Genomic DNA, 19093 nt, shown 5'->3' on the forward strand with positions numbered 1-19093 from the left:
TAGTAATTAAAAAATGTATATTTGCATTCTTACCACATGAAATTTCATATATGTCAGATTGTCTTGTTATCATACCAACTTACAACGAAAAAGAGAACATAGAAGCCATTATTAGAGCGGTATTTAATCAAGAAAAAAAGTTTCATGTTTTAGTTGTAGATGACAACTCTCCAGATGGTACTTCTACAATTGTAACAAATTTAATTAAAGAATTTCCTAATCAACTTTTTATAGAAAACAGAAAAGGTAAAAATGGTTTAGGTACAGCTTATATTCATGGTTTTAAATGGGCATTGGCTAAAAAGTATGATTTTATCATCGAAATGGATGCCGATTTTTCTCACAACCCAAAAGATTTAGTTCGTTTATACAATGCATGTTTTACCAACCAAGGTAATGTTTCTGTAGGTTCTAGGTATGTAAACAACCAGGTAAACGTAGTAAATTGGGATATGAAAAGGCTTCTACTTTCTTACTTTGCCTCTAAATACGTTCGTTTTATCACTAGAATTCCGGTTTTTGACACAACTGCAGGTTTTGTATGTTGGCAACGTAAAGTATTAGAAACTATAAATCTAGATAAAATTAAATTTGTTGGCTACGCCTTTCAAATAGAAATGAAATTTAAAGCATGGAAACACAAATTTAAGATTAAAGAAGTTTCTGTAATTTTTACTGATAGAGATTTAGGCGCTTCTAAAATGAGCGGAAACATAATTTCGGAAGCTCTTTTTGGTGTTATAAAAATGAGACTTAAAGGTTTACCAAAATAAATTACAATGAATCAAGTTTCTATAAGGCCTGCAAATTTAAACGACTTACAAATCTTATTAGAATTTGAACAAGGCGTTATTAAAGCAGAAAGACCTTTAGATCCTTTTTTAGCAGAAGGTAAATTATTTTACTACAATATTCCAGAATTAATTTCTAATGAAAAGACACAATTATTGGTAGCTACAATAAATAATATTCCTGTAGCATCTGGTTATGTAAGATTAGAAAAATCAAAAGTATATCATAAAAATTCTACACATGGCTATATTGGTTTTATATTTGTGAAAGAAAAATATAGAGGTAAAAAAATAAGTAGCCTAATTTTGGCAGATTTAAAAAAATGGGCAAAAGAAAATAACACTAACGAATTAAGGTTAGATGTTTACACTAATAATACAGCAGCAATAAAAGCATACGAACGTTTTGGTTTTACCAAAAGTTTGGTTAATATGAGAACAGAAATTTAAGTAAAAATGGCAAAATCAACATTAATAAAAAACGCAACAATAGTTAACGAAAACAAAACTTTTAAAGGTGATGTTTTAATTGAAAATGAAATTATAAAAGAAATTTCTACAGAAATTAAAGCTCCTGAAAATGTTACCGTTATTAATGCTGATGGCAAATATTTAATTCCTGGTTTTATTGATGATCAAGTACATTTTAGAGAACCCGGTTTAACACACAAAGCAAATATTGCCACAGAAAGTAGGGCTGCAGTTGCTGGCGGAATCACAACTTTTATAGAAATGCCAAACACCGTACCGCAGGCAACAACACAAGAATTATTAGAAGATAAATTTAAAATTGCCGCCAACGATTCTTATGCAAATTACTCTTTTATGTTTGGTGGTACAAACGATAATTTAGACGAATTGTTAAAAACCGATCCTAAACAAGTTGCCGGAATTAAATTGTTTTTAGGTTCTTCTACCGGAAATATGTTGGTAGATAACGAAGCTGTTTTAGAAAAGATTTTTTCATCAACAAAAATGATTATTTCTGTACATTGTGAAGACGAGGCAACTATCAGAAAAAACACACAAGAATATAAAGATAAATATGGCGATGATATTCCTGTAAAATATCATCCAATTATTAGAAGTGAAGAAGCTTGCTATTTATCTTCATCTAAAGCCATAGAATTAGCAAAGAAAACAGGTGCTAGATTGCATATTTTTCATCTTTCTACTGCTAAAGAAACCGAACTTTTTAGAAACGACATTCCTTTAGAAGAAAAGCAAATTACAGCAGAAGTTTGTATACATCATTTATGGTTTTCTGATAAAGATTACGAAGAAAAAGGAACACACATAAAATGGAATCCGGCTGTAAAAACAGAAAACGACAGACAAGGTTTATGGAAAGCTTTGTTAGACGACAGAATTGATGTTCTAGCAACCGACCATGCACCACATACATTAGAAGAAAAAGATAATGTTTATACAAAAGCACCAAGTGGCGGCCCTTTAGTACAGCATGCTGTTACTGCAATTCTAGAAAAAGTAAAAGAAGGTGTAATTTCTATTGAAAAAGCAGTAGAAAAAATGAGCCACAATCCTGCTAAGTTATTTCAAATTGAAAAAAGAGGGTTTATAAAAGAAGGTTTTTATGCCGATTTAGTTTTAATTGATGCAAATAAACCGCAAACTGTTTCTAAAGAAAACATTTTATACAAATGTGGTTGGTCTCCTTTTGAAGGTACAACTTTTTCATCTACAATTACACATACGTTTGTAAATGGTAATTTAATGTATAATGAAGGTGCTTTTAATGATACTATTAAAGGAAAACGAATTACTTTTAATAGATAAGCATGAAAAACGCTAGCTATATTCTTATATTTTTAGTTTTAGTTTTAGTTTCTTGTAATAGTAATACTATTTTCGAGAAACCTAAAGATCTTATTCCTAAAGATACTATGAGTCTTTTATTACAAGAAATGATGATTGCCACAAGTGCAAAATTCATTAAAAATAAAAATTCAGAAAAAAACATCAATTATATGCCGCTTGTTTACAACAAGTTTAAAATTGATAGTACACGTTTTGATAAAAGCAATTATTATTACATGTCTAAAATCGATTTGTATCAAAAAATATTAGAAGATGCAGTAGAAAATATCGAAGCTAGAAATACTGTTTATAAAGACCTTAAAACAAAACTAGACTCTATAAGAAAAGATTCTTTAGACAGAATTAGAGACAAGCAAAAAAGATTAGATAGCTTAAAATTAGTAGGTAAATTAGACACTTTAGCAACCGGTAAAGTTTTAGACGAAATTATTACGCGCGAATAAATTTTACTTCGTATAGTTTTTTACAACATTGTCAATTACCTCATCTACTTTAGCAAAGTTAAAATTTAGTACTTTATTTATTTTTTCTGATGAATATTTAGAAACTTCGTGTGCAGATTTTGCCGAGTATTTACTTAATAAAGGTTCTTTTTTTGTGAAAAACGATAAGAAAGATGCAAATCGCCAAAGTAAACTTGTTTGCCATCTTTTTATTTTAATTGATGGTCTTTTTTTACCAAAAGCATCGGCAATTAAAAAGAAAACTTCTTTGTAAGTTTTGTTTTCTGACACCAATATAAAGCGTTCATTTTTAATATTAGAGTCCATTAAAAACATCATTGTTTTTACAACATCTTTTACACCAATAAACCCTGTAATACCTTCTGTATAATATTTAAATCCGTTATAAACTTGGCTAAATAATTTACCAGAACCAGCAAACCAAAATCCGCTTCCTAAAATTACTCCCGGATTTACAATAACAACCTCTACACCTTCTTGGCTTGCTCGCCAAACTTCCATTTCTGCGCCAAACTTAGTAATCGAATAACCGCTATTGTCTTCTTCTTTATTCCATTCGTTTTCTTCTGTAATTAATTGTCCGTTTAACGCATCACCTACAGAAGCAATAGAACCCACAAAACACATTTTTTTAACCTTAGCATCTATTGCAAGGTTTACAATTATAGCAGTACCATGTATATTAACCTTTCTCATTTCTCTATAATCTTTCGGATTAAAAGAAATAAATGCAGCACAATGATAAACTTTTTCGATGTTTTTAAATGCAGGTATCATTGCCGGAACCTCTGTAATATCTGCCTTAAACCAATCTATTTTAGTAATTAAAGAAGTGTCATCTGTGTAATAAGAAAAAACTTTTTCTACAGCTTTAATTTTTTCTTCAGATCTATAAATTGCACGTATTTTTTCATCATTTTTAATTAAATGATATAACAAATGTGCACCAACTAAACCTGTTCCTCCGGTTACTAAAATCATACTGCTAATTTAGTATATTTTGTTCGATAAAGTTATATTTGCCATCTGATAAACAGAATACAATGAAGAATTTTATTGAAGAATTAAAATGGAGAGGAATGTTGCACGACAGCATGCCAGGAACTGAAGAACATTTACTAGAAGAAATGAGAAGTGCTTATGTTGGTTTTGATCCAACTGCAGATTCTTTACATATTGGTAATTTAGTACCAATTATGTTGCTTGCTCATTATCAAAGATGTGGACACAGACCTATTGCTTTGGTTGGTGGTGCAACTGGTATGATTGGAGATCCTTCAGGAAAATCTGCAGAACGTAATTTGTTAGATGAAAAAACATTGCGTCATAATCAAGAATGTGTAAAAGGACAATTAGGCCATTTTTTAGATTTTGAATCTGATGCAAAAAATGCTGCAATCTTGGTGAATAACTACGATTGGATGAAAGATATATCTTTCTTAGATTTTATTAGAGATATTGGTAAGCATATTACTGTTAACTACATGATGGCTAAAGATTCTGTAAAAAACAGAATTAGTTCTGAGTCTAAAGACGGAATGTCTTTTACAGAGTTTACTTATCAAATGGTACAAGGTTATGATTTCTTGCATTTATTTAGAGAAAACGCAACTACTATTCAAATGGGTGGTTCTGATCAATGGGGAAATATTACTACAGGTACAGAATTAATTAGAAGAATTGGTAACGGAAAAGGATATGCAATTACATGTCCGTTAATTACAAAATCTGATGGTTCTAAGTTCGGAAAATCTGAAGGTGGAAATGTTTGGTTAGATGCTAAAAGAACTTCTGCTTATAAATTTTACCAATATTGGTTAAATACTTCTGATGAAGATGCAGAAAAGTATATTAAAATCTTTACTTTTTTAGACGAAGAAACTATTAATTCTTTAATTGAAGAACATAAAGAAGCGCCTCATGTACGTGTTTTACAAAAACGTTTAGGAGAAGAAGTTACCACCTTAGTTCACGGAAAAGAAAATTACGAAAAAGCAATTGCTGCTTCTAATATCTTATTCGGAAAATCGAATGCAGATGATTTAAAATCTTTAGACGAACAAACGTTTTTAGATGTTTTTGATGGTGTACCACAAGCAACTGTTTCTGCAGAAGATGTTTCAGAAGGATTAGATATGATTGCTGCTTTATCTGCAAAAACAAACTTCTTAAAATCTAACGGAGACGCAAGAAGAGCTTTAAAAGAAAATGCAATTTCTGTAAATAAAGAAAAGGTTAAAGAAGACTTTACAATTTCTAAAGAAGACTTAATTGCAAATAAATATGTTTTATTACAAAGAGGTAAAAAAACGTACTATCTACTAAAAGTAGATTAGTTATTACTTAAAAAACAAAGAAGAGCTGAATTTATGATTCAGCTCTTCTTTTTTCAACAACATTCACAATCTCCCCCAAGACTGCTTTCGACTATCACTTATTTTTTAGTTATTTTTTTCCAGTTTTTATCGGCTTTTATTTTAAGTTCATCAGCACCTTCCTTCTTCCATAATTTTAACGTATTTGTTCCCCAAGAATTATAAAATAAGTATAGTTTTTTATCTCTAATTTCAAAAGTTTCTGGGTCTATAGAGACTTTTTCGGCTTTAACACCAATTGCATATGCACAATAACCACCATATTGCGGCAAGTAATTTTCTGGTGCATTTTTAAACGTATCTAAATTTTCCTGAGATGAAAACTTAAACTTTACTCCGTCGTAATTTGCTGTATATTTTTTATCTCCTTTTTCTGCTTTATTACTAAAATAGGCTACAACATCATAACCTTCTGCAACATATCCTTTTTTTAAATTATAATCTTGTGCAAAAATAGTTGTAGAAAAAGCAAGTACTAAAAATGTTATTAAATTTCTCATCGAATTGGTTTCTATACTAAGTCGAGATAGAGTGTTTTTAATTACATTAAAGATTTGTTAAATAAATTATCTAAAACTTATTTTTCTTTAATCAGTTCGGTTAAAACTTGCTTAAAAGTAGCAATAGGTTGCGCACCTGTAACTGCACTTTTTCTATCAAAAACAATTGTTGGTACAGAATTTACACCTAAGTTTTTCCAATAATTTTGTTTATTTCTAACTTCTAACCTAGCTTTTTCATCATCTAATTTAGCCAATCCTTCATCAGCATTTAAACCAACCTCTAAAAGCGCTTCTTTTAAAATTTCTTTTTCTGAAACATCTTTTCTATCACTAAAAAAGGCTTTCGTTAAAGTCATTTTTAACTCGGTTTGTTTATCAAAATCTTTGGCATATTCTAATAAAACATGAGCATCAAAAGTGTTTACCATTTTCATATCATCAAAATAATCAAACTTAAACCCTAAATCTGCGCCTATTTCTGTCATGTTCCGTTTAGATTCGTTTTGTTGCTCTATTGTAGAACCATATTTTTCTGTAATATGTTCTACTACATTCTGACCTTCTTTTGGCATATTCGGATTTAACTCAAATGGTTGCCATTCTATTTCTATTTGATCTTTAACACCTAATTCTTCAATTGCTTTTTCTAATCGTTTATAACCAATTGTGCACCAAGGGCAAACAACGTCTGATACAATATCTATTTTTAATTTACTTGTCATTTTCTAAAATGTTATTAATTCACTTATTTGAATTTCTCCTTCTACATTACTATAATTTTTTACATCTTCTGCAAACATTTTTGCATGCGGACCAAAAGATTCTTTAAAGCTTGCAATACTATCGAATTTTAAATGTGCAATTGCTACATAAGGCGCCTTTTCATCAGAATTTCTTCCTGCTAACCCTAAGTCTAATTCTATACCTTTTAAAGCGTTTCCTAAAGCTTTAATTACCATTGGTAAATGCGAGTTTTTATAATATTTTGCATCAAAACGAACATCATTTACATTTGGATACATTACAGATACTTTAATCATTTTTACTATTTTTTAAAAAGAAACCTTCTGCAAAGATACAGAAGGTTTACAGTTATAATTTTACACTAAAAAATTAGAGTTTACTTTTTTGACCAAGCAAATTTTTCGAAAGCTGCATCTACAGGTGTATTTGCAATATGGTTTGTATAGTTACTAATTGTCTTTTGAGATAAACCTAAAATAATATCTAAAACATGCTTCTCTTGGTAACCTGCTACATAAAAAGCATCTAAATCTGCTTGAGTAACATTACCTCTGTTCTTTACAATTGCTAAAGTCATTGTACGTAATGCTTCTAATTTAGAACTTTCTAAAGGAGTTTCGTTACGCAATGCCTCTGTAATGTTTTCATCAACTTTCATCATATTTGCGATTCCTGTATGCGCTGGTACACAATAATGACATGAATGCTCTACATTAATTGCTTGCCAAACTACTGTAAGTTCTTCTTCGTTAAAAGATGATTGTGTAAATAACTCGTGTAACGTTTGGTAAGCCTGTAATATTTGAGGAGAACCTGCTAAAACGCCATGTAAACCAGGTATCATTCCGTATGCTTTTTGAGAGTTTTCTAATAAAGGCTTTGCATCTGCAGGTGCAGATTCGATGTTGTGTATTTTTAATGTTGTCATAATTTTACTTTTATTTACTATTTATATTTCTAAGCAGTCGCTTAGTTTATATTAAAAAAAAAACTAATTATTTAAAAAAGTCATTTCTATAATTTCTTCTAATTCTTTTGTGCTGTATACTTTAGATGCTATCGATAAACCTAAAAGACTATTCATAAGAAAATTTGCTTTCTTATCAATTAACACCTCTTCGTAGTCGTTTTGTTTTAAACTTCTTACAAACAATTGTTTTATTTCATTCGAAAAAAACAATAACTCTTTCATTATTAGAGGGTTTTCTTCACTTTTTAATTCGCTAACAGTATTTGTTACCAAACAACCTTTGTAACATGCGTTTTCTTTAGAGAATTCTAAAAAATTAAAAAAATAGTCTTTAATATCTTTAATTCCGTTTTTACCATTTTCTAAAATGTCTGTAATCTGTCTAATTTGTTTTCGATAACATTTTATACTCTCTAAAAAAACACCTTGTTTATTACCAAAACTAGCATAAATAGAAAATTGATTAATTCCCATTTCTTTTTCTAACATTCTAACAGAGGTATTTTCATAGCCATTTCGCCAGAATAAAGCCATTGCTTTTTCTATAACTACTTGCTCGTTATATTGTTTTTTTCTTGCCATTTTAAATAAAAGACCACAAAACTAAGCAAATGCTTTGATATAAAAAAATCTTTCATAGTTTTGCAACATCTTTAATACTTTTTATTATGAAAAAAACTATCTATTTATGTCTTATAACACTAATTTTTATTTCTTGTAAAGAAGAAAAAAAAGCGACAGAGCCTAAGACAGAAACAATTGAAATTGAAAAAAACACAGCTTTAAAATATCCGAAGAATTTATTAGATATTTTTGATGCTCATGGAGGTATCGAAAACTGGCAAAAAATGAAGTCTCTTGTTTTTACAATGGAAACTAAAAATGGAGATGAAATAATAGCAACCAATTTAAAAAGCAGAGAAGCTTTATTAACTAACAAAAATAGTACAATTGGTTTTGACGGATCTAAAGTATGGTTAGAAAATAAGTCAAAAGAAAAACACAAAGGATATGATCCTATTTATGGCTATAATTTGATGTTTTATTTTTATGCGATGCCTTTTATTTTAGCTGATGATGGTATTAATTATAAAGATGCAGAACCTTTAGTTTTTGAAGGAAAAACCTATCCAGGAATTGAAATAACATATAATAATGGTGTTGGTGAAACACCAGAAGACAGATATGTTTTATATTATAATGCAACAACTTTTAATATGGAGTGGCTTGGTTATACTGTTAATTTTGTTGAAGGAATCGACAAGAAAGAATTACATTTTAGAAGATATAAAGATTGGCAAAATGTAAATGGCTTAATACTACCAAAATCTATTATTGGCTATACTTTTAAAAATAATAAACCAATTAAACCAAAAGGAACCAACGTATTTAAAGATGTAAAACTATCTGAAAAAGCATTTGATTTAAAAATGTTTAAAAAAACAGAAAACGGTAACTATTTAAATTAAAATAGAAACCGCATAGATAAAAATCTATGCGGTTTTATTATTTTTTAGATTTGTTTAAAATTTCTCTAATATGCTCACTATCCCAATGATTATCAAACTCTACAATTCCTCTTTTAAAATCTTCATTTAAAAATTTTTCTTGCTGTTCTAATTCCTTTCTAGCTTTAAAAATATAATCATCTTCACGTTTCGTTTCTGTAGCTAACCGTCTAAGACTTTCTACATCGTATTTAATAAAGTTTTGAACCTGCCTATTTAACGTATATTTTCTAAAACCCATTTTACTTAAAACATCTTTTGCCAAAACTAAAGATGTTTCTAAAGATTCTCTATAAATATTTTGTTCTCCGTTGTTTAAAAGCTCGTATGCATCGTACCTGTTTTTAGTACGAATCATTAATTCTACTTGCGGATATTTCTCTTTTACAATTTTACTAATTGCTTTCGAAACACTAATTTTATTAGTAGCACAAATAATAATTTTTGCTTCTGCAATACCTGCAGATTCTAATAAATCTTCTCTTGTAGCATCGCCATAATACACTTCGAAACCCATTTTCCTTAGAAAATCTACACGATTAGAATCGTGATCTAAAATAGTAGCTTCTACACCATGAGATCTTAAAAACCTTCCAATTGTACTTCCAAAATGCCCAAAACCAACTAAAATTATTTTTTGAGATTTCGCAATATGATCCATAGGTCTTTTTACAGATTCTTTTGTACCTACTTTTGGTAAAATAAAGCGTTCATTTACAATGCTAATTATTGGCGTTATTGCCATACTTAATGCTGTAATTACAAGTAGCATATCCATTTGTTCTTGCTCTAAAATATTTAGACCAAACGCAAAAGACAGTAACACAAATGCAAATTCACCAACTTGCGACAAACTAAACGTTAATAATAATTTCTGATCTAATTTTAACTTAAAAATAGAACCAGTAATATATAAAATCAACCCTTTCATTACAATAATTGCAATTAGAACTCCGCCAATAGTAAAAGGGCTTTTAGCAATAACAATAAAATTAATTGAAGCACCTACAGCCATAAAAAACAGCCCTAAAAGTAAGTTTTTAAAGGGTTCTAATGTACTTTCTAGCTCGTGTTTAAACTCACTGTTAGAAAGAACAACACCACCTAAAAAAGCACCTAAGGCCGGACTTATACCAACAAATTCCATTAAAAAAGAGATTCCGAATACAATTAACAAAGCCGCAGCAATTAACAACTCTCTTACGCCAGTTTTTGCAACTTTTCTTAACATTGGCACCACCAAATAATTACCAACTACTATAATTAAAACAACAGATAAAATGATTGCCAAAGTTTGAAAACCTATTGGTAAACTTTCTAGTAAACTAGAAGATTCTGAATGTGTATTTGTAGTTTTTGTTGATGCTGAAGTAGAAAGTAGCGGTATAAAACCCAACATAAATATTACAATAATATCTTGAAATAACAATATAGAAAATGCAGCAGTGCCAAAATTGGTATCCATTAAACCTTTTTCTTTAATTGTTTGCATAGCAATTGCTGTAGAAGAAAGTGCTACTGCCATAGAAATTACTAAAGAAACTTTCCAATCGAAACCAAGAAAAGTAAATAACAAGTAAGAAAGTAACATTGTAGCAGCAACTTGTATTCCTCCCATTCCTAAAATGGTTTTACGCATTTTCCAGAAGTTTTTAGGTTCTATTTCTAAACCAATTAAAAACAGCATCATTACAACACCAAATTCTGCAAAATGTAAAATATCTTCTCCTTCTTCACCAATAAAACCTAAAACATATGGTCCTATTAAAACACCTGCCAATAAGTAACCAATCACAGAGCTTAATCCTAATCGCTTAGCGATAGAGACACAAATAATGGCTCCAAGCAAAAACATTATAGCTTCAAAAAGTAAACTCCCTGTCATTTTTTACTCGTTTTTAAGTTGCGGATAATCATTTATAAATGACGTTTTTTCTACATTATTTAATAAAACATCAGACTTTAATAAATCTATCAGTTTTCCGTAGTTTAATTTATAGTTTTCTAATTTTTCATCAGAAAGTTTGTGAGTTCCCATAACTGCAAACGGCGGTAAATAATTCATTCCGCATAAATTTGCAGTTTGCTCAAAAGGTCTTAAAAATTGTGCTACGGTAAAACTATTGTATCCTGCAGAACAGTAGACTTCTTTAGAACCACCAGTTGTAATAGCGTTTAAACAAATTTTATTGTGCAACGCTTTTCCTTCTGGCCCATAAGCCCAATTAAACTCAAGAACCATATCAATCCATTGTTTCATTAATGGCGGGCAACTATACCAATAAAAAGGATGATGCCAAATTATAACATCGTGCGTATTTAAAAGTTCTTTTTCAAATTTTACATCAATATGAAAATCTGGATATTCTTCATACAAATCATGTACTGTTACGTTTTCTATATCTTTAATATGATTTATTAAAACCTTATTAACTCTAGATTTCTCGTAGTTTGGATGAGAAAATAGCACTAAAACTTTTTTCATTTTTGATACGTTTTTGTAACGTTTAAAGCCTAATTAGAAATTAAATCGAAAGAAATTTTAATTCCTTGTATAATCATTCCGGTACCAATAATTGCAATGATTAATCCCATAATTTTACCAATTACAGAAATGATATTATTACCAACAATTTTTACAATTAAATCGCTAATTCTAAATGTAAAATAAGTTAATAAACTCATAGAACCAAAGATAGCAATTACCATAAATAACTGTAAAGGTGCTGCATTAGAAACAAAATTCATAGCGGTTACAATTGTTCCAGGACCAGCAAGAATAGGAATTGCTAAAGGAGAAACCGCAATATTTTCATCAATATTTACATTTTTTATACTCTTAACATTCGATTTTTTAGACTGCAACATCTCAAAACCAATAAAGAATATTAAAATTCCGCCAGTAATTTTAAAAGCCGGAATACTGATATTAAATAATTCGAAAATATATTTTCCTAAAAGGATAAAAACAGTAACAATAATAAACGCAATAATATTTGCTCGTTTATTAATATCTCTTTTTGTTTTTTTATCTGCGCCTTCTGTTAAAGACAAAAATACCGTCATGTTAGAAATAGGATTTGTAATCGCAAAAAAGCCGGTAAATACTGTAATTGCAAACGTAATTAAGTTATCCATTTAATATAAATTTAATTTTTTTTAAAGGATCTTGATTACCCTTGAATCTTTTATTGATAATTTGCAGAATCACAAAAATTATCTTTAGATAAATGTACAATAAGATTTTTTAAAACACGATTATATAATGCGATTAGTTATTTCTAATAATTCTGATATTTTAACTTCATCATAAGCATCTGGATGTGCAGGTGAAAAACGCCCAATTGTTTCGCCTTTATCGTTATCAAAATATTTTCCTGTAGCGTCTTTATAAGCATCAGAAGTTGCTAAATCATATAAAATATCTACACCTTTTTCTGCTGGCGACCAATGTTGCCCATAAGCTTCTTTAGCCATTTTAGTATTTAATAAAGAACCAGGATTAACAGCAATAGTCGTAATATTTGGATGTTGTTTTGCAAAATGAAAACTCCACATGGTTAAAGCTAATTTGCTTTGTGCGTAAGCATCGCTTGCATTAATAGAAACAGCTCCTGTAAGAATCCCTTTTTTAACAGTTGATTGTGCTGCAGAACTTAAATTGACAATTCTTGTTTCTGATCCTTTTTCTAAAATAGATACAATAGATTCCGTTAAAATATAAGGCGCTAAATAGTTAACAGACATTCTAATATCTAATCCGTCTTTTGTTTTTTGTAAAGGTGCTTTAAAAATACCTGCATTATTAATTAAAACATCTAAACTTGATACTTCATTTTTAATTTGTTCCGCAAGTTGTTTTACAGCATTTAAATCTGAAAAATCGGCAACAAATCCTTTTATATTTTCGTTGTTTGAAGCATTTTTAATTTCGGCAATAACACTATCTACTTTAGCTTTGTTTCTTCCGTGAATATATACTTCATGGCCTTCTTTGGCTAGTTTTAAAGCAGTAAGTTTTCCTATACCGTCTGTACTTCCTGTGATTAATATATTCATATTTTATTCTTTTTTTTAAAATTTTTAAAATGGCGCAAACGTATCTTTAGTTCCTTTTGGCACGCTCCAACGTTCACCAGCTGAAATATTTTCTGATGTTACATTCTCTGACGTTAAGCTATTTATATTGCCATAACTACTTGTACTTCCTCTTGGCACTTGCATACGATCTCCGTATAACCAAACTACTAAATTACTACGTTGTCCGCTAGTAATAGGATGTGTAGCATGTGGCACATTGCCTCTGTGAAGGATTGCTTTTCCTGGTTCAAAAATAGTTTGTACTGTTTTTCCTGATGCTTTATCATAGAAATCAACTTCAGATCCTGTAAATACCTCTTCAGGTAAGTTAATATTAATATTTAAAGTAGCTGCTGAAGCATCTGTGTGCGCATGTAAATCTTTATCCTTATCTGGATTATATTGAATAGAAAAACCAAAAGTTTGATTATCGTAACCATAAGTACCAAGCAATAAACGTGCAATTGGACGCATATAACGATTCATCATGTCGTTATAAAAGGCTTGAAAACTTGGTGCAGCTAAATGACCTTCTGAACGCTCATCTAACATCATTCCATAACGATTTAATTGAATACCATAAGGTGCACGTTTTGGGATTTCAGAATTTACTACATCTTCTAAATACTTACGGAATTCTGCTAAGCGTTCCACATCAAAAAACTGTGCAACATAAACACCCGGAATAATTTCTTCCCATAAATCGGCAACAGCGTTTTCTTTTTCTGGGTTTTCCCAAGCGTCATTTATTGCTTTTCGCAATTTTGGATCAAGTAATGTTTCATCAGGAATTAGTAAATTGTCTTTGTTTTCCATTTCCCATGTTGCCCATGCTTCTTCCAGTAATTTTCTATTGTTATTCCAAAAATGAGATACAGAAGGTTCACGTTTTAATGAAGCTTCGCGAGTTGGTTGCGTAATTGCACGTGCCTGTTCTAGTGCATTGGTATTTGTTATTGTTTTCATAACTAATTTTTTAGATTCTTTTTTGAATATCGATAACTACTAGTTTCTGCATTTAGCTTTTATAATCAAATTACATGATGAAATTGAAAAAGCCACACATAATATTAAATATTTGGTGGCTTCGTCTAATAATAATCGATACTTGGGTTTAATTATATTTTAAAATTAAAAGTTATTTTGATATCACTTTATAATTTCCGTTACTTCTAATATAAAGCACTGTTTCTTTTTCTGCTGAAATGATGGAAGTAGCATTTTCTTCTGCTCCAAAATAAGATGGTGCGTTTAATTCCTTTTTAACTTCTTTTTTAGAAAACTGATGTGAAATTCCACCAGAAATAACTACCGCTCTAAAATTTGGACTTAAATTTTTAATTTTTCCTTTAAAACCACTTGGTAATTTTAATAAAGAAGCACGTAATTGATTTTTTTTGTGGCTTCCCCATAAAAAAGCAGTTTCTACATTACTTTTTTCTGAAATCCATTCAATATCATTGGCATTTAACCAAACTAAATTCGTTTTATCAACATTAACAGGTCTTTCTCCATTATCAAAAGCTTCGGATGTTGGCTTTACCAAATATGGTCCTTCTTGTATATCTAAAAAAGCCATATTTTCCTCACCATCTGCTGCAGTAATATGTGCTTCTCCTGCTGGTTGTTGCCAATAAGATCCTGCAGGTAGCCATTGTTTTTCTGCATTTTCATCATCATTATGCAATAAACCTTTAATTACCACTCCGCGATATGTGATATTATGAATGTGTGGTGGCGAAGAAAACCCTTTATTGAATTTCACTAAAAAACCTGCTGGTTCGTTTTTGGTTCTGTCTCCCCAAAGTTTTCCTGCTGCTGGACTTTTATCACCTCGTAAAGGATTTAACCAACCCCATTCTACAGTATCTGCAGTTACTACTTCGTTTACAGATTTAATATTGTCTGTTGTTGGTGTTTGCGCCTTTGCAAAAATACCTGCTAATAGTGCTAATGCGAATAAGATGTTTTTTTTCATGATATTAATTTTCAAGAGAAATACTAATTATATTTCAGTGAATAATTCACTTTCTGGCAATCTAGATTTTGGTGTTTTATCTGTTGAATTAAAATCAGATTCTGCTCTGTAACCTATAGAAACAGCAACTAAAGCTGTAAAACCTTTTTCTCTTAAACCAAATTCTTCATCTAATGCTTTTACATCAATACCTTCCATTGGAGTAGCATCAATACCTAAACTAGCCACTCCTAATAAAAAGCTTCCTATGTTTAAGTAGACTTGTTTTTCCATCCAGTGTTGCTGGTCTTTTAAATCGTATTTGTGAATCCCAGCAAACGCTTTAACAGCTCCTAAAAATCCATTTTTTATATCTTCATTTGGAAATCTACCATTCTTATCTTCAGTATCAGCAATATGTTGGTAATACGCATCATCTGCATCAATTTTTGAACAGAATAAAACGACTGCTGAAGCATTGGTAACTTTAGGCTCATTAAAATGAAAGAAACCTTGAGTTCCTTTTGCTATACACGCTTTACCTTCTGTAGTTTCTGCAACTATAAAATGCCAAGGTTGCAAGTTTACACTCGATGGGCTAATCCTTAATAAATTTTTGACTTCTGCCATATCTGCTTCCGATATTTTTTTTGTTGAGTCAAATTCTTTAGTTGTGTATCTCCAGTTTAATGTTTCAGTTAAATTCATTTGTATATATTTTTATTAAGTTGATTTTTCAATTATACTATAAAAAGTATAGTTCAAAAGTAATTAGAGAATCTAAAACTCACAATAACGGTCGAAAATGATAGTACAAATTATTTCAACAAAAAACAACCTAAACACAACAATATCAATACATTTAGACGAATGTTAAATTTACTATAAAAAGTATAGTTGTATAATTAATGATAGTATGCTACCTTTGCATAAAAATTTAATAAAAGCTAATATGTATAAATTAAATGGTAAAGAATATCCTTGTTGTGCGAGTTTAACAATGGGGTTTATTGGTGGAAAATGGAAAACAGTTATTCTATTTCATTTAAGAGAAAAGACACTTCGTTATAACGAATTACGAAAAGAAATGCCATCGGTTACAGAACGTACATTAAGCTTACAATTAAAAACTTTAGAAGAAGATGGCTTAGTTAAACGTAAAGTTTACACTTCTAAACCGCCATTAAAAGTAGAATATTCTTTAACCGATTTTGGTAAAAGTTTAATTCCGGTTGTACAATCTATAGCAGATTGGGGAAATTATGCTGCAGAAAATTATAAGAAAATTAGTTAGGTTTTATTCAATCTCATTACTACAATACCATTAAATTACAACCTCTAATATCCGAATTGTCGAAACGTCCTATAATTTCGAAAGAATTATCTGTATAGACTTTACCAAGGTCTTGCGTAGCAATAAAAGAACAAGAGTTATAATTGGCTAAATCAATAACATTAATTCCGCCATTTTTACCATGCGAATTAATACTTAAAGCGTCTTCTGTATCTCTTGTTAAAATTTGCATCCATGGTGGTGTATTAAAAATTCCGTTTCCTTTAGAATATCCCTGACTTAGTAATTCTGTCATTCCGTATTCTGAATGAATTTCATCAACACCAAAACCAGATTTTAAAATTTTATGCAATTCTTCTCTAACCAATTCTTTTCTCCTTCCTTTCATTCCACCGGTTTCCATAACAATGGTATTATTTAATTCGAATTGATGTAAATCAATCAAATCTAACAAAGCAAAAGAAACCCCAATTAAAAGTACTTTTTCGCCTTTAGCATCTAATTCTTTAAGCTTTTTTGCCAATTCTTCTAAATTATTTAGGTAAAAACCACTTTCTGGTTTTTTCGATTTTTTAATTAAATCATCAACCATAAAAACCAAAGAAGAACCTGTTCTTTCTAAATAGTTTGGCAATAATGCGAGTACTGTATAATCTTCTATATTTCCGTAGAAATAATCAAATCCTTTTAAATAACTTTCTTTATAAAGATTCACATCTGTAACATAGTGCTTACTTGTAATGCTACCTGTTGTACCAGAACTTGTAAAAACAGTATCAACTTCATCTAAACTTGCAATTACCTTTTTACTTTTAAAAAACTGAATTGGTAAAAAAGGAATCTCTTCTATTTTAGAAATATCTGATGGGTGAATGTATAATAAATCGCAAAAAGATCTGTAAACTCTATTATTTTTAAATTGATGTTTAAAAACCTCTAAAGCAACTTGGTTAAACTCTTCTGTTGTATGTATGTTAAAAATCTTGTCTGTCATAACTTATTGCAAAAATAAGATTTAAAGAATACGTTTATGAATTATTACTTCTCTTTTAAAGAAGAATATTACATCTTTAAAGTAAAAAGCGAACCGTTCATCCAAAAAATAGACAAAAGATTTTCGTTTCATATTATTTTTATCTTCCAAAATTGATATAAATGAATTTATCTAAAAATACATATAGAACTATTACAGGTGTTAAAGAAGTTGTAGAACTAACAAAAAGAAAGTACCACCAATGGTTAGTGTATCAAGATAATAAACCTGCTTATTTTGTAGATTTTTACGATTTAAAAGAAGAATCTAACGCAATGATGAATAGTTTGGTTTTGTGCACAGACAATACTATAAGCGAAGTTTTAGAACTTATTAATAAACGCAATAATATAAATTTATCTATTCCTAAAATTTCTAGAATTGGTTTGAAAAAAAAGATAAAATCAGAACAAGCAGAATTAGATTTAAAACCAATTCCTAAAAAATGGTTGGCTTATTCTTTATAGATTTTTACAACTAAATTTCCTTTTTCATCCATAGATGCTCTATACATACCAGCGGTATTAAATTCAAAAGACATATTACCGTTTTTATCTAGAGCTACAACTCCGCCAGTTCCACCAAGTTTGGTTAATTTATCTTGTATAACATTTGAAGTTGCCTCTTTTAAAGATTTCTGCTGATATTCCATTTGAGCAGAAATATCATAAGCAACTTGAGATCTAATAAAGTATTCTCCCCAACCGGTAGAAGAAACACCACAAGTTAAGTTATTTGCATACGTACCAGAACCAATTATTGGTGCATCACCAATTCTTCCCCAACGTTTATTTGTCATTCCGCCAGTAGAAGTTCCTGCTGCAATATTTCCGTTTTTATCCAGAGCAACGCAACCAACTGTACCAAATTTTGCATTTTTAATATCTGCATCATAAAAAGCAGCTTTTTTATCATCGTGGTCTAATTCTGTCTTATTTTTATTTTTGATTCTCTTTAAAGATTCAAACCTTCTATCAGTAAAAAAATAACTTGGGTCTACAATTTCCAATCCTTTTTCTTTTGCAAAAATTGAAGCTCCTTTACCAGATAACATTACATGATCTGAATCTGTCATAATTTTAACTGCTAATTCAATCGGACTTTTTACATTGGTAACACCTGCAACTGCACCAGCATTTAGTGTTTTACCATCCATAAAAGATGCATCCAACTCATTGGTTTCTTCATGCGTAAAAACGGCTCCTTTACCTGCATTAAATAATGGAGATTCTTCCATTACTTGTATCGTTTTTACAACGGCTTCTTGACTTGTACCACCATTTTTAAGTATTGTATGCCCAACAGTAATTGCTTCTTCTAGTTTTGCTTTGTAGGCTGCTTCTTTTTCATCAGACAAATTTTTCTTTAAAATTGTACCCGCACCACCATGAATTATAATTGCAAAATCATTTACTTTTTTTGTGTTTAAGGCTTCTTTTTTAGTTGATTCTGATGTACAGCTTAACAAAAAAGCAAAAGTTACAATGGCAATAAAGAAGTTTTTCATTTTTACAGTTTGTTTAAAATTAAACAGA

The 19093-nt window shown here is 29.9% G+C and carries 23 protein-coding genes; 8 read left to right on the forward strand and 15 right to left on the reverse strand.

What is annotated here, in order from left to right; translation table 11 throughout:
- Window positions 1-50 precede the first annotated feature (50 nt).
- The 4 genes from WG950_RS08665 to WG950_RS08680 are packed head-to-tail and all read left to right on the forward strand — an operon-like array spanning window position 51 to window position 3073.
- Window positions 51-773 (forward strand): polyprenol monophosphomannose synthase, encoded by a 723-nt coding sequence (locus WG950_RS08665; RefSeq protein ID WP_077810762.1) that lies wholly within the window; start codon window positions 51-53, stop codon window positions 771-773.
- 6 nt (window positions 774-779) lie between these two features.
- On the forward strand, window positions 780-1241 hold the full coding sequence (locus WG950_RS08670; RefSeq protein WP_340931683.1) for a GNAT family N-acetyltransferase: 462 nt from the start codon (window positions 780-782) through the stop codon (window positions 1239-1241).
- Window positions 1242-1247: 6 nt separating this feature from the next.
- Complete coding sequence (locus WG950_RS08675; RefSeq protein ID WP_340931685.1) at window positions 1248-2588, forward strand: dihydroorotase; 1341 nt, start codon at window positions 1248-1250, stop codon at window positions 2586-2588.
- 2 nt (window positions 2589-2590) lie between these two features.
- Window positions 2591-3073 (forward strand): DUF4296 domain-containing protein, encoded by a 483-nt coding sequence (locus tag WG950_RS08680; RefSeq protein WP_340931687.1) that lies wholly within the window; start codon window positions 2591-2593, stop codon window positions 3071-3073.
- Window positions 3074-3076: 3 nt separating this feature from the next.
- On the opposite strand, the gene WG950_RS08685 is transcribed toward WG950_RS08680, so the two are convergent.
- Window positions 3077-4075 carry an SDR family oxidoreductase gene (locus tag WG950_RS08685; RefSeq protein WP_340931688.1) on the reverse strand — a complete coding sequence of 333 codons (999 nt, stop codon included), beginning with the start codon at window positions 4073-4075 and terminating at the stop codon, window positions 3077-3079.
- Window positions 4076-4137: 62 nt separating this feature from the next.
- On the opposite strand from WG950_RS08685, the gene tyrS reads away from it, so the two are divergent.
- Window positions 4138-5430 (forward strand): tyrosine--tRNA ligase, encoded by a 1293-nt coding sequence (gene tyrS / locus WG950_RS08690; RefSeq protein WP_340931690.1) that lies wholly within the window; start codon window positions 4138-4140, stop codon window positions 5428-5430.
- Window positions 5431-5528: 98 nt separating this feature from the next.
- Here the strand turns inward: tyrS and WG950_RS08695 are convergent, their stop codons facing one another.
- The 5 genes from WG950_RS08695 to WG950_RS08715 form a co-directional block, all read right to left on the reverse strand.
- Window positions 5529-5969 carry a YHS domain-containing (seleno)protein gene (locus WG950_RS08695; protein WP_340931693.1) on the reverse strand — a complete coding sequence of 147 codons (441 nt, stop codon included), beginning with the start codon at window positions 5967-5969 and terminating at the stop codon, window positions 5529-5531.
- Between the two features lie 77 nt (window positions 5970-6046).
- Window positions 6047-6694: a DsbA family oxidoreductase gene (locus WG950_RS08700; protein ID WP_340931695.1), complete on the reverse strand. Its 648-nt coding sequence runs from the start codon at window positions 6692-6694 to the stop codon at window positions 6047-6049.
- Between the two features lie 3 nt (window positions 6695-6697).
- Entirely contained in the window at window positions 6698-7012 is a 315-nt protein-coding gene (locus WG950_RS08705) for an EthD family reductase (RefSeq protein ID WP_340931696.1), read from the reverse strand.
- Window positions 7013-7092: 80 nt separating this feature from the next.
- On the reverse strand, window positions 7093-7644 hold the full coding sequence (locus WG950_RS08710) for a carboxymuconolactone decarboxylase family protein (protein ID WP_340931698.1): 552 nt from the start codon (window positions 7642-7644) through the stop codon (window positions 7093-7095).
- A gap of 63 nt (window positions 7645-7707) precedes the next feature.
- On the reverse strand, window positions 7708-8268 hold the full coding sequence (locus WG950_RS08715; protein ID WP_077810752.1) for a TetR/AcrR family transcriptional regulator: 561 nt from the start codon (window positions 8266-8268) through the stop codon (window positions 7708-7710).
- Window positions 8269-8354: 86 nt separating this feature from the next.
- On the opposite strand from WG950_RS08715, the gene WG950_RS08720 reads away from it, so the two are divergent.
- Complete coding sequence (locus WG950_RS08720; RefSeq protein WP_340931701.1) at window positions 8355-9155, forward strand: DUF6503 family protein; 801 nt, start codon at window positions 8355-8357, stop codon at window positions 9153-9155.
- Between the two features lie 37 nt (window positions 9156-9192).
- On the opposite strand, the gene WG950_RS08725 is transcribed toward WG950_RS08720, so the two are convergent.
- The 7 genes from WG950_RS08725 to nfsB form a co-directional block, all read right to left on the reverse strand.
- Window positions 9193-11079, reverse strand: a complete 1887-nt coding sequence (locus WG950_RS08725; RefSeq protein ID WP_340931702.1) for a monovalent cation:proton antiporter-2 (CPA2) family protein — start codon at window positions 11077-11079, stop codon at window positions 9193-9195.
- Between the two features lie 3 nt (window positions 11080-11082).
- Window positions 11083-11679: an NAD(P)H-dependent oxidoreductase gene (locus tag WG950_RS08730; RefSeq protein ID WP_340931704.1), complete on the reverse strand. Its 597-nt coding sequence runs from the start codon at window positions 11677-11679 to the stop codon at window positions 11083-11085.
- Between the two features lie 29 nt (window positions 11680-11708).
- On the reverse strand, window positions 11709-12332 hold the full coding sequence (locus tag WG950_RS08735; protein ID WP_077810748.1) for a MarC family protein: 624 nt from the start codon (window positions 12330-12332) through the stop codon (window positions 11709-11711).
- A 120-nt stretch (window positions 12333-12452) separates the two neighbouring features.
- Entirely contained in the window at window positions 12453-13253 is an 801-nt protein-coding gene (locus tag WG950_RS08740) for an SDR family NAD(P)-dependent oxidoreductase (protein ID WP_340931706.1), read from the reverse strand.
- A gap of 24 nt (window positions 13254-13277) precedes the next feature.
- Complete coding sequence (locus WG950_RS08745; protein WP_340931708.1) at window positions 13278-14240, reverse strand: 2OG-Fe(II) oxygenase; 963 nt, start codon at window positions 14238-14240, stop codon at window positions 13278-13280.
- Between the two features lie 172 nt (window positions 14241-14412).
- Window positions 14413-15252 (reverse strand): DUF4437 domain-containing protein, encoded by an 840-nt coding sequence (locus WG950_RS08750; RefSeq protein ID WP_340931710.1) that lies wholly within the window; start codon window positions 15250-15252, stop codon window positions 14413-14415.
- Between the two features lie 27 nt (window positions 15253-15279).
- Window positions 15280-15939, reverse strand: a complete 660-nt coding sequence (gene nfsB, locus WG950_RS08755) for an oxygen-insensitive NAD(P)H nitroreductase (protein ID WP_340931711.1) — start codon at window positions 15937-15939, stop codon at window positions 15280-15282.
- A gap of 244 nt (window positions 15940-16183) precedes the next feature.
- On the opposite strand from nfsB, the gene WG950_RS08760 reads away from it, so the two are divergent.
- Window positions 16184-16525: a helix-turn-helix domain-containing protein gene (locus WG950_RS08760; protein ID WP_340931713.1), complete on the forward strand. Its 342-nt coding sequence runs from the start codon at window positions 16184-16186 to the stop codon at window positions 16523-16525.
- Between the two features lie 19 nt (window positions 16526-16544).
- Here WG950_RS08760 and WG950_RS08765 read toward each other — a convergent pair whose 3' ends face one another.
- Entirely contained in the window at window positions 16545-17519 is a 975-nt protein-coding gene (locus WG950_RS08765; protein ID WP_340931715.1) for an acyl transferase, read from the reverse strand.
- 161 nt (window positions 17520-17680) lie between these two features.
- Here WG950_RS08765 and WG950_RS08770 point away from each other — a divergent pair, with 161 nt between their 5' ends.
- Window positions 17681-18025, forward strand: coding sequence for a hypothetical protein (locus tag WG950_RS08770; RefSeq protein WP_079737850.1), 345 nt, complete (start codon window positions 17681-17683; stop codon window positions 18023-18025).
- Here the strand turns inward: WG950_RS08770 and WG950_RS08775 are convergent.
- Window positions 18013-19065, reverse strand: a complete 1053-nt coding sequence (locus WG950_RS08775) for an isoaspartyl peptidase/L-asparaginase (RefSeq protein ID WP_340931717.1) — start codon at window positions 19063-19065, stop codon at window positions 18013-18015. The genes WG950_RS08770 and WG950_RS08775 overlap by 13 nt on opposite strands.
- Between the last annotated feature and the right edge of the window lie 28 nt (window positions 19066-19093).

Source organism: Polaribacter marinaquae (assembly GCF_038019025.1).
GTDB lineage: Bacteria > Bacteroidota > Bacteroidia > Flavobacteriales > Flavobacteriaceae > Polaribacter > Polaribacter marinaquae.

Coding starts and splice junctions, on each gene's coding strand:
- WG950_RS08665 (WP_077810762.1), top strand. CDS start 51: ATGTCAGATTGTCTTGTTATCATACCAACTTACAACGAAAAAGAGAAC.
- WG950_RS08670 (WP_340931683.1), top strand. CDS start 780: ATGAATCAAGTTTCTATAAGGCCTGCAAATTTAAACGACTTACAAATC.
- WG950_RS08675 (WP_340931685.1), top strand. CDS start 1,248: ATGGCAAAATCAACATTAATAAAAAACGCAACAATAGTTAACGAAAAC.
- WG950_RS08680 (WP_340931687.1), top strand. CDS start 2,591: ATGAAAAACGCTAGCTATATTCTTATATTTTTAGTTTTAGTTTTAGTT.
- WG950_RS08685 (WP_340931688.1), bottom strand. CDS start 4,075: ATGATTTTAGTAACCGGAGGAACAGGTTTAGTTGGTGCACATTTGTTA.
- tyrS (WP_340931690.1), top strand. CDS start 4,138: ATGAAGAATTTTATTGAAGAATTAAAATGGAGAGGAATGTTGCACGAC.
- WG950_RS08695 (WP_340931693.1), bottom strand. CDS start 5,969: ATGAGAAATTTAATAACATTTTTAGTACTTGCTTTTTCTACAACTATT.
- WG950_RS08700 (WP_340931695.1), bottom strand. CDS start 6,694: ATGACAAGTAAATTAAAAATAGATATTGTATCAGACGTTGTTTGCCCT.
- WG950_RS08705 (WP_340931696.1), bottom strand. CDS start 7,012: ATGATTAAAGTATCTGTAATGTATCCAAATGTAAATGATGTTCGTTTT.
- WG950_RS08710 (WP_340931698.1), bottom strand. CDS start 7,644: ATGACAACATTAAAAATACACAACATCGAATCTGCACCTGCAGATGCA.
- WG950_RS08715 (WP_077810752.1), bottom strand. CDS start 8,268: ATGGCAAGAAAAAAACAATATAACGAGCAAGTAGTTATAGAAAAAGCA.
- WG950_RS08720 (WP_340931701.1), top strand. CDS start 8,355: ATGAAAAAAACTATCTATTTATGTCTTATAACACTAATTTTTATTTCT.
- WG950_RS08725 (WP_340931702.1), bottom strand. CDS start 11,079: ATGACAGGGAGTTTACTTTTTGAAGCTATAATGTTTTTGCTTGGAGCC.
- WG950_RS08730 (WP_340931704.1), bottom strand. CDS start 11,679: ATGAAAAAAGTTTTAGTGCTATTTTCTCATCCAAACTACGAGAAATCT.
- WG950_RS08735 (WP_077810748.1), bottom strand. CDS start 12,332: ATGGATAACTTAATTACGTTTGCAATTACAGTATTTACCGGCTTTTTT.
- WG950_RS08740 (WP_340931706.1), bottom strand. CDS start 13,253: ATGAATATATTAATCACAGGAAGTACAGACGGTATAGGAAAACTTACT.
- WG950_RS08745 (WP_340931708.1), bottom strand. CDS start 14,240: ATGAAAACAATAACAAATACCAATGCACTAGAACAGGCACGTGCAATT.
- WG950_RS08750 (WP_340931710.1), bottom strand. CDS start 15,252: ATGAAAAAAAACATCTTATTCGCATTAGCACTATTAGCAGGTATTTTT.
- nfsB (WP_340931711.1), bottom strand. CDS start 15,939: ATGAATTTAACTGAAACATTAAACTGGAGATACACAACTAAAGAATTT.
- WG950_RS08760 (WP_340931713.1), top strand. CDS start 16,184: ATGTATAAATTAAATGGTAAAGAATATCCTTGTTGTGCGAGTTTAACA.
- WG950_RS08765 (WP_340931715.1), bottom strand. CDS start 17,519: ATGACAGACAAGATTTTTAACATACATACAACAGAAGAGTTTAACCAA.
- WG950_RS08770 (WP_079737850.1), top strand. CDS start 17,681: ATGAATTTATCTAAAAATACATATAGAACTATTACAGGTGTTAAAGAA.
- WG950_RS08775 (WP_340931717.1), bottom strand. CDS start 19,065: ATGAAAAACTTCTTTATTGCCATTGTAACTTTTGCTTTTTTGTTAAGC.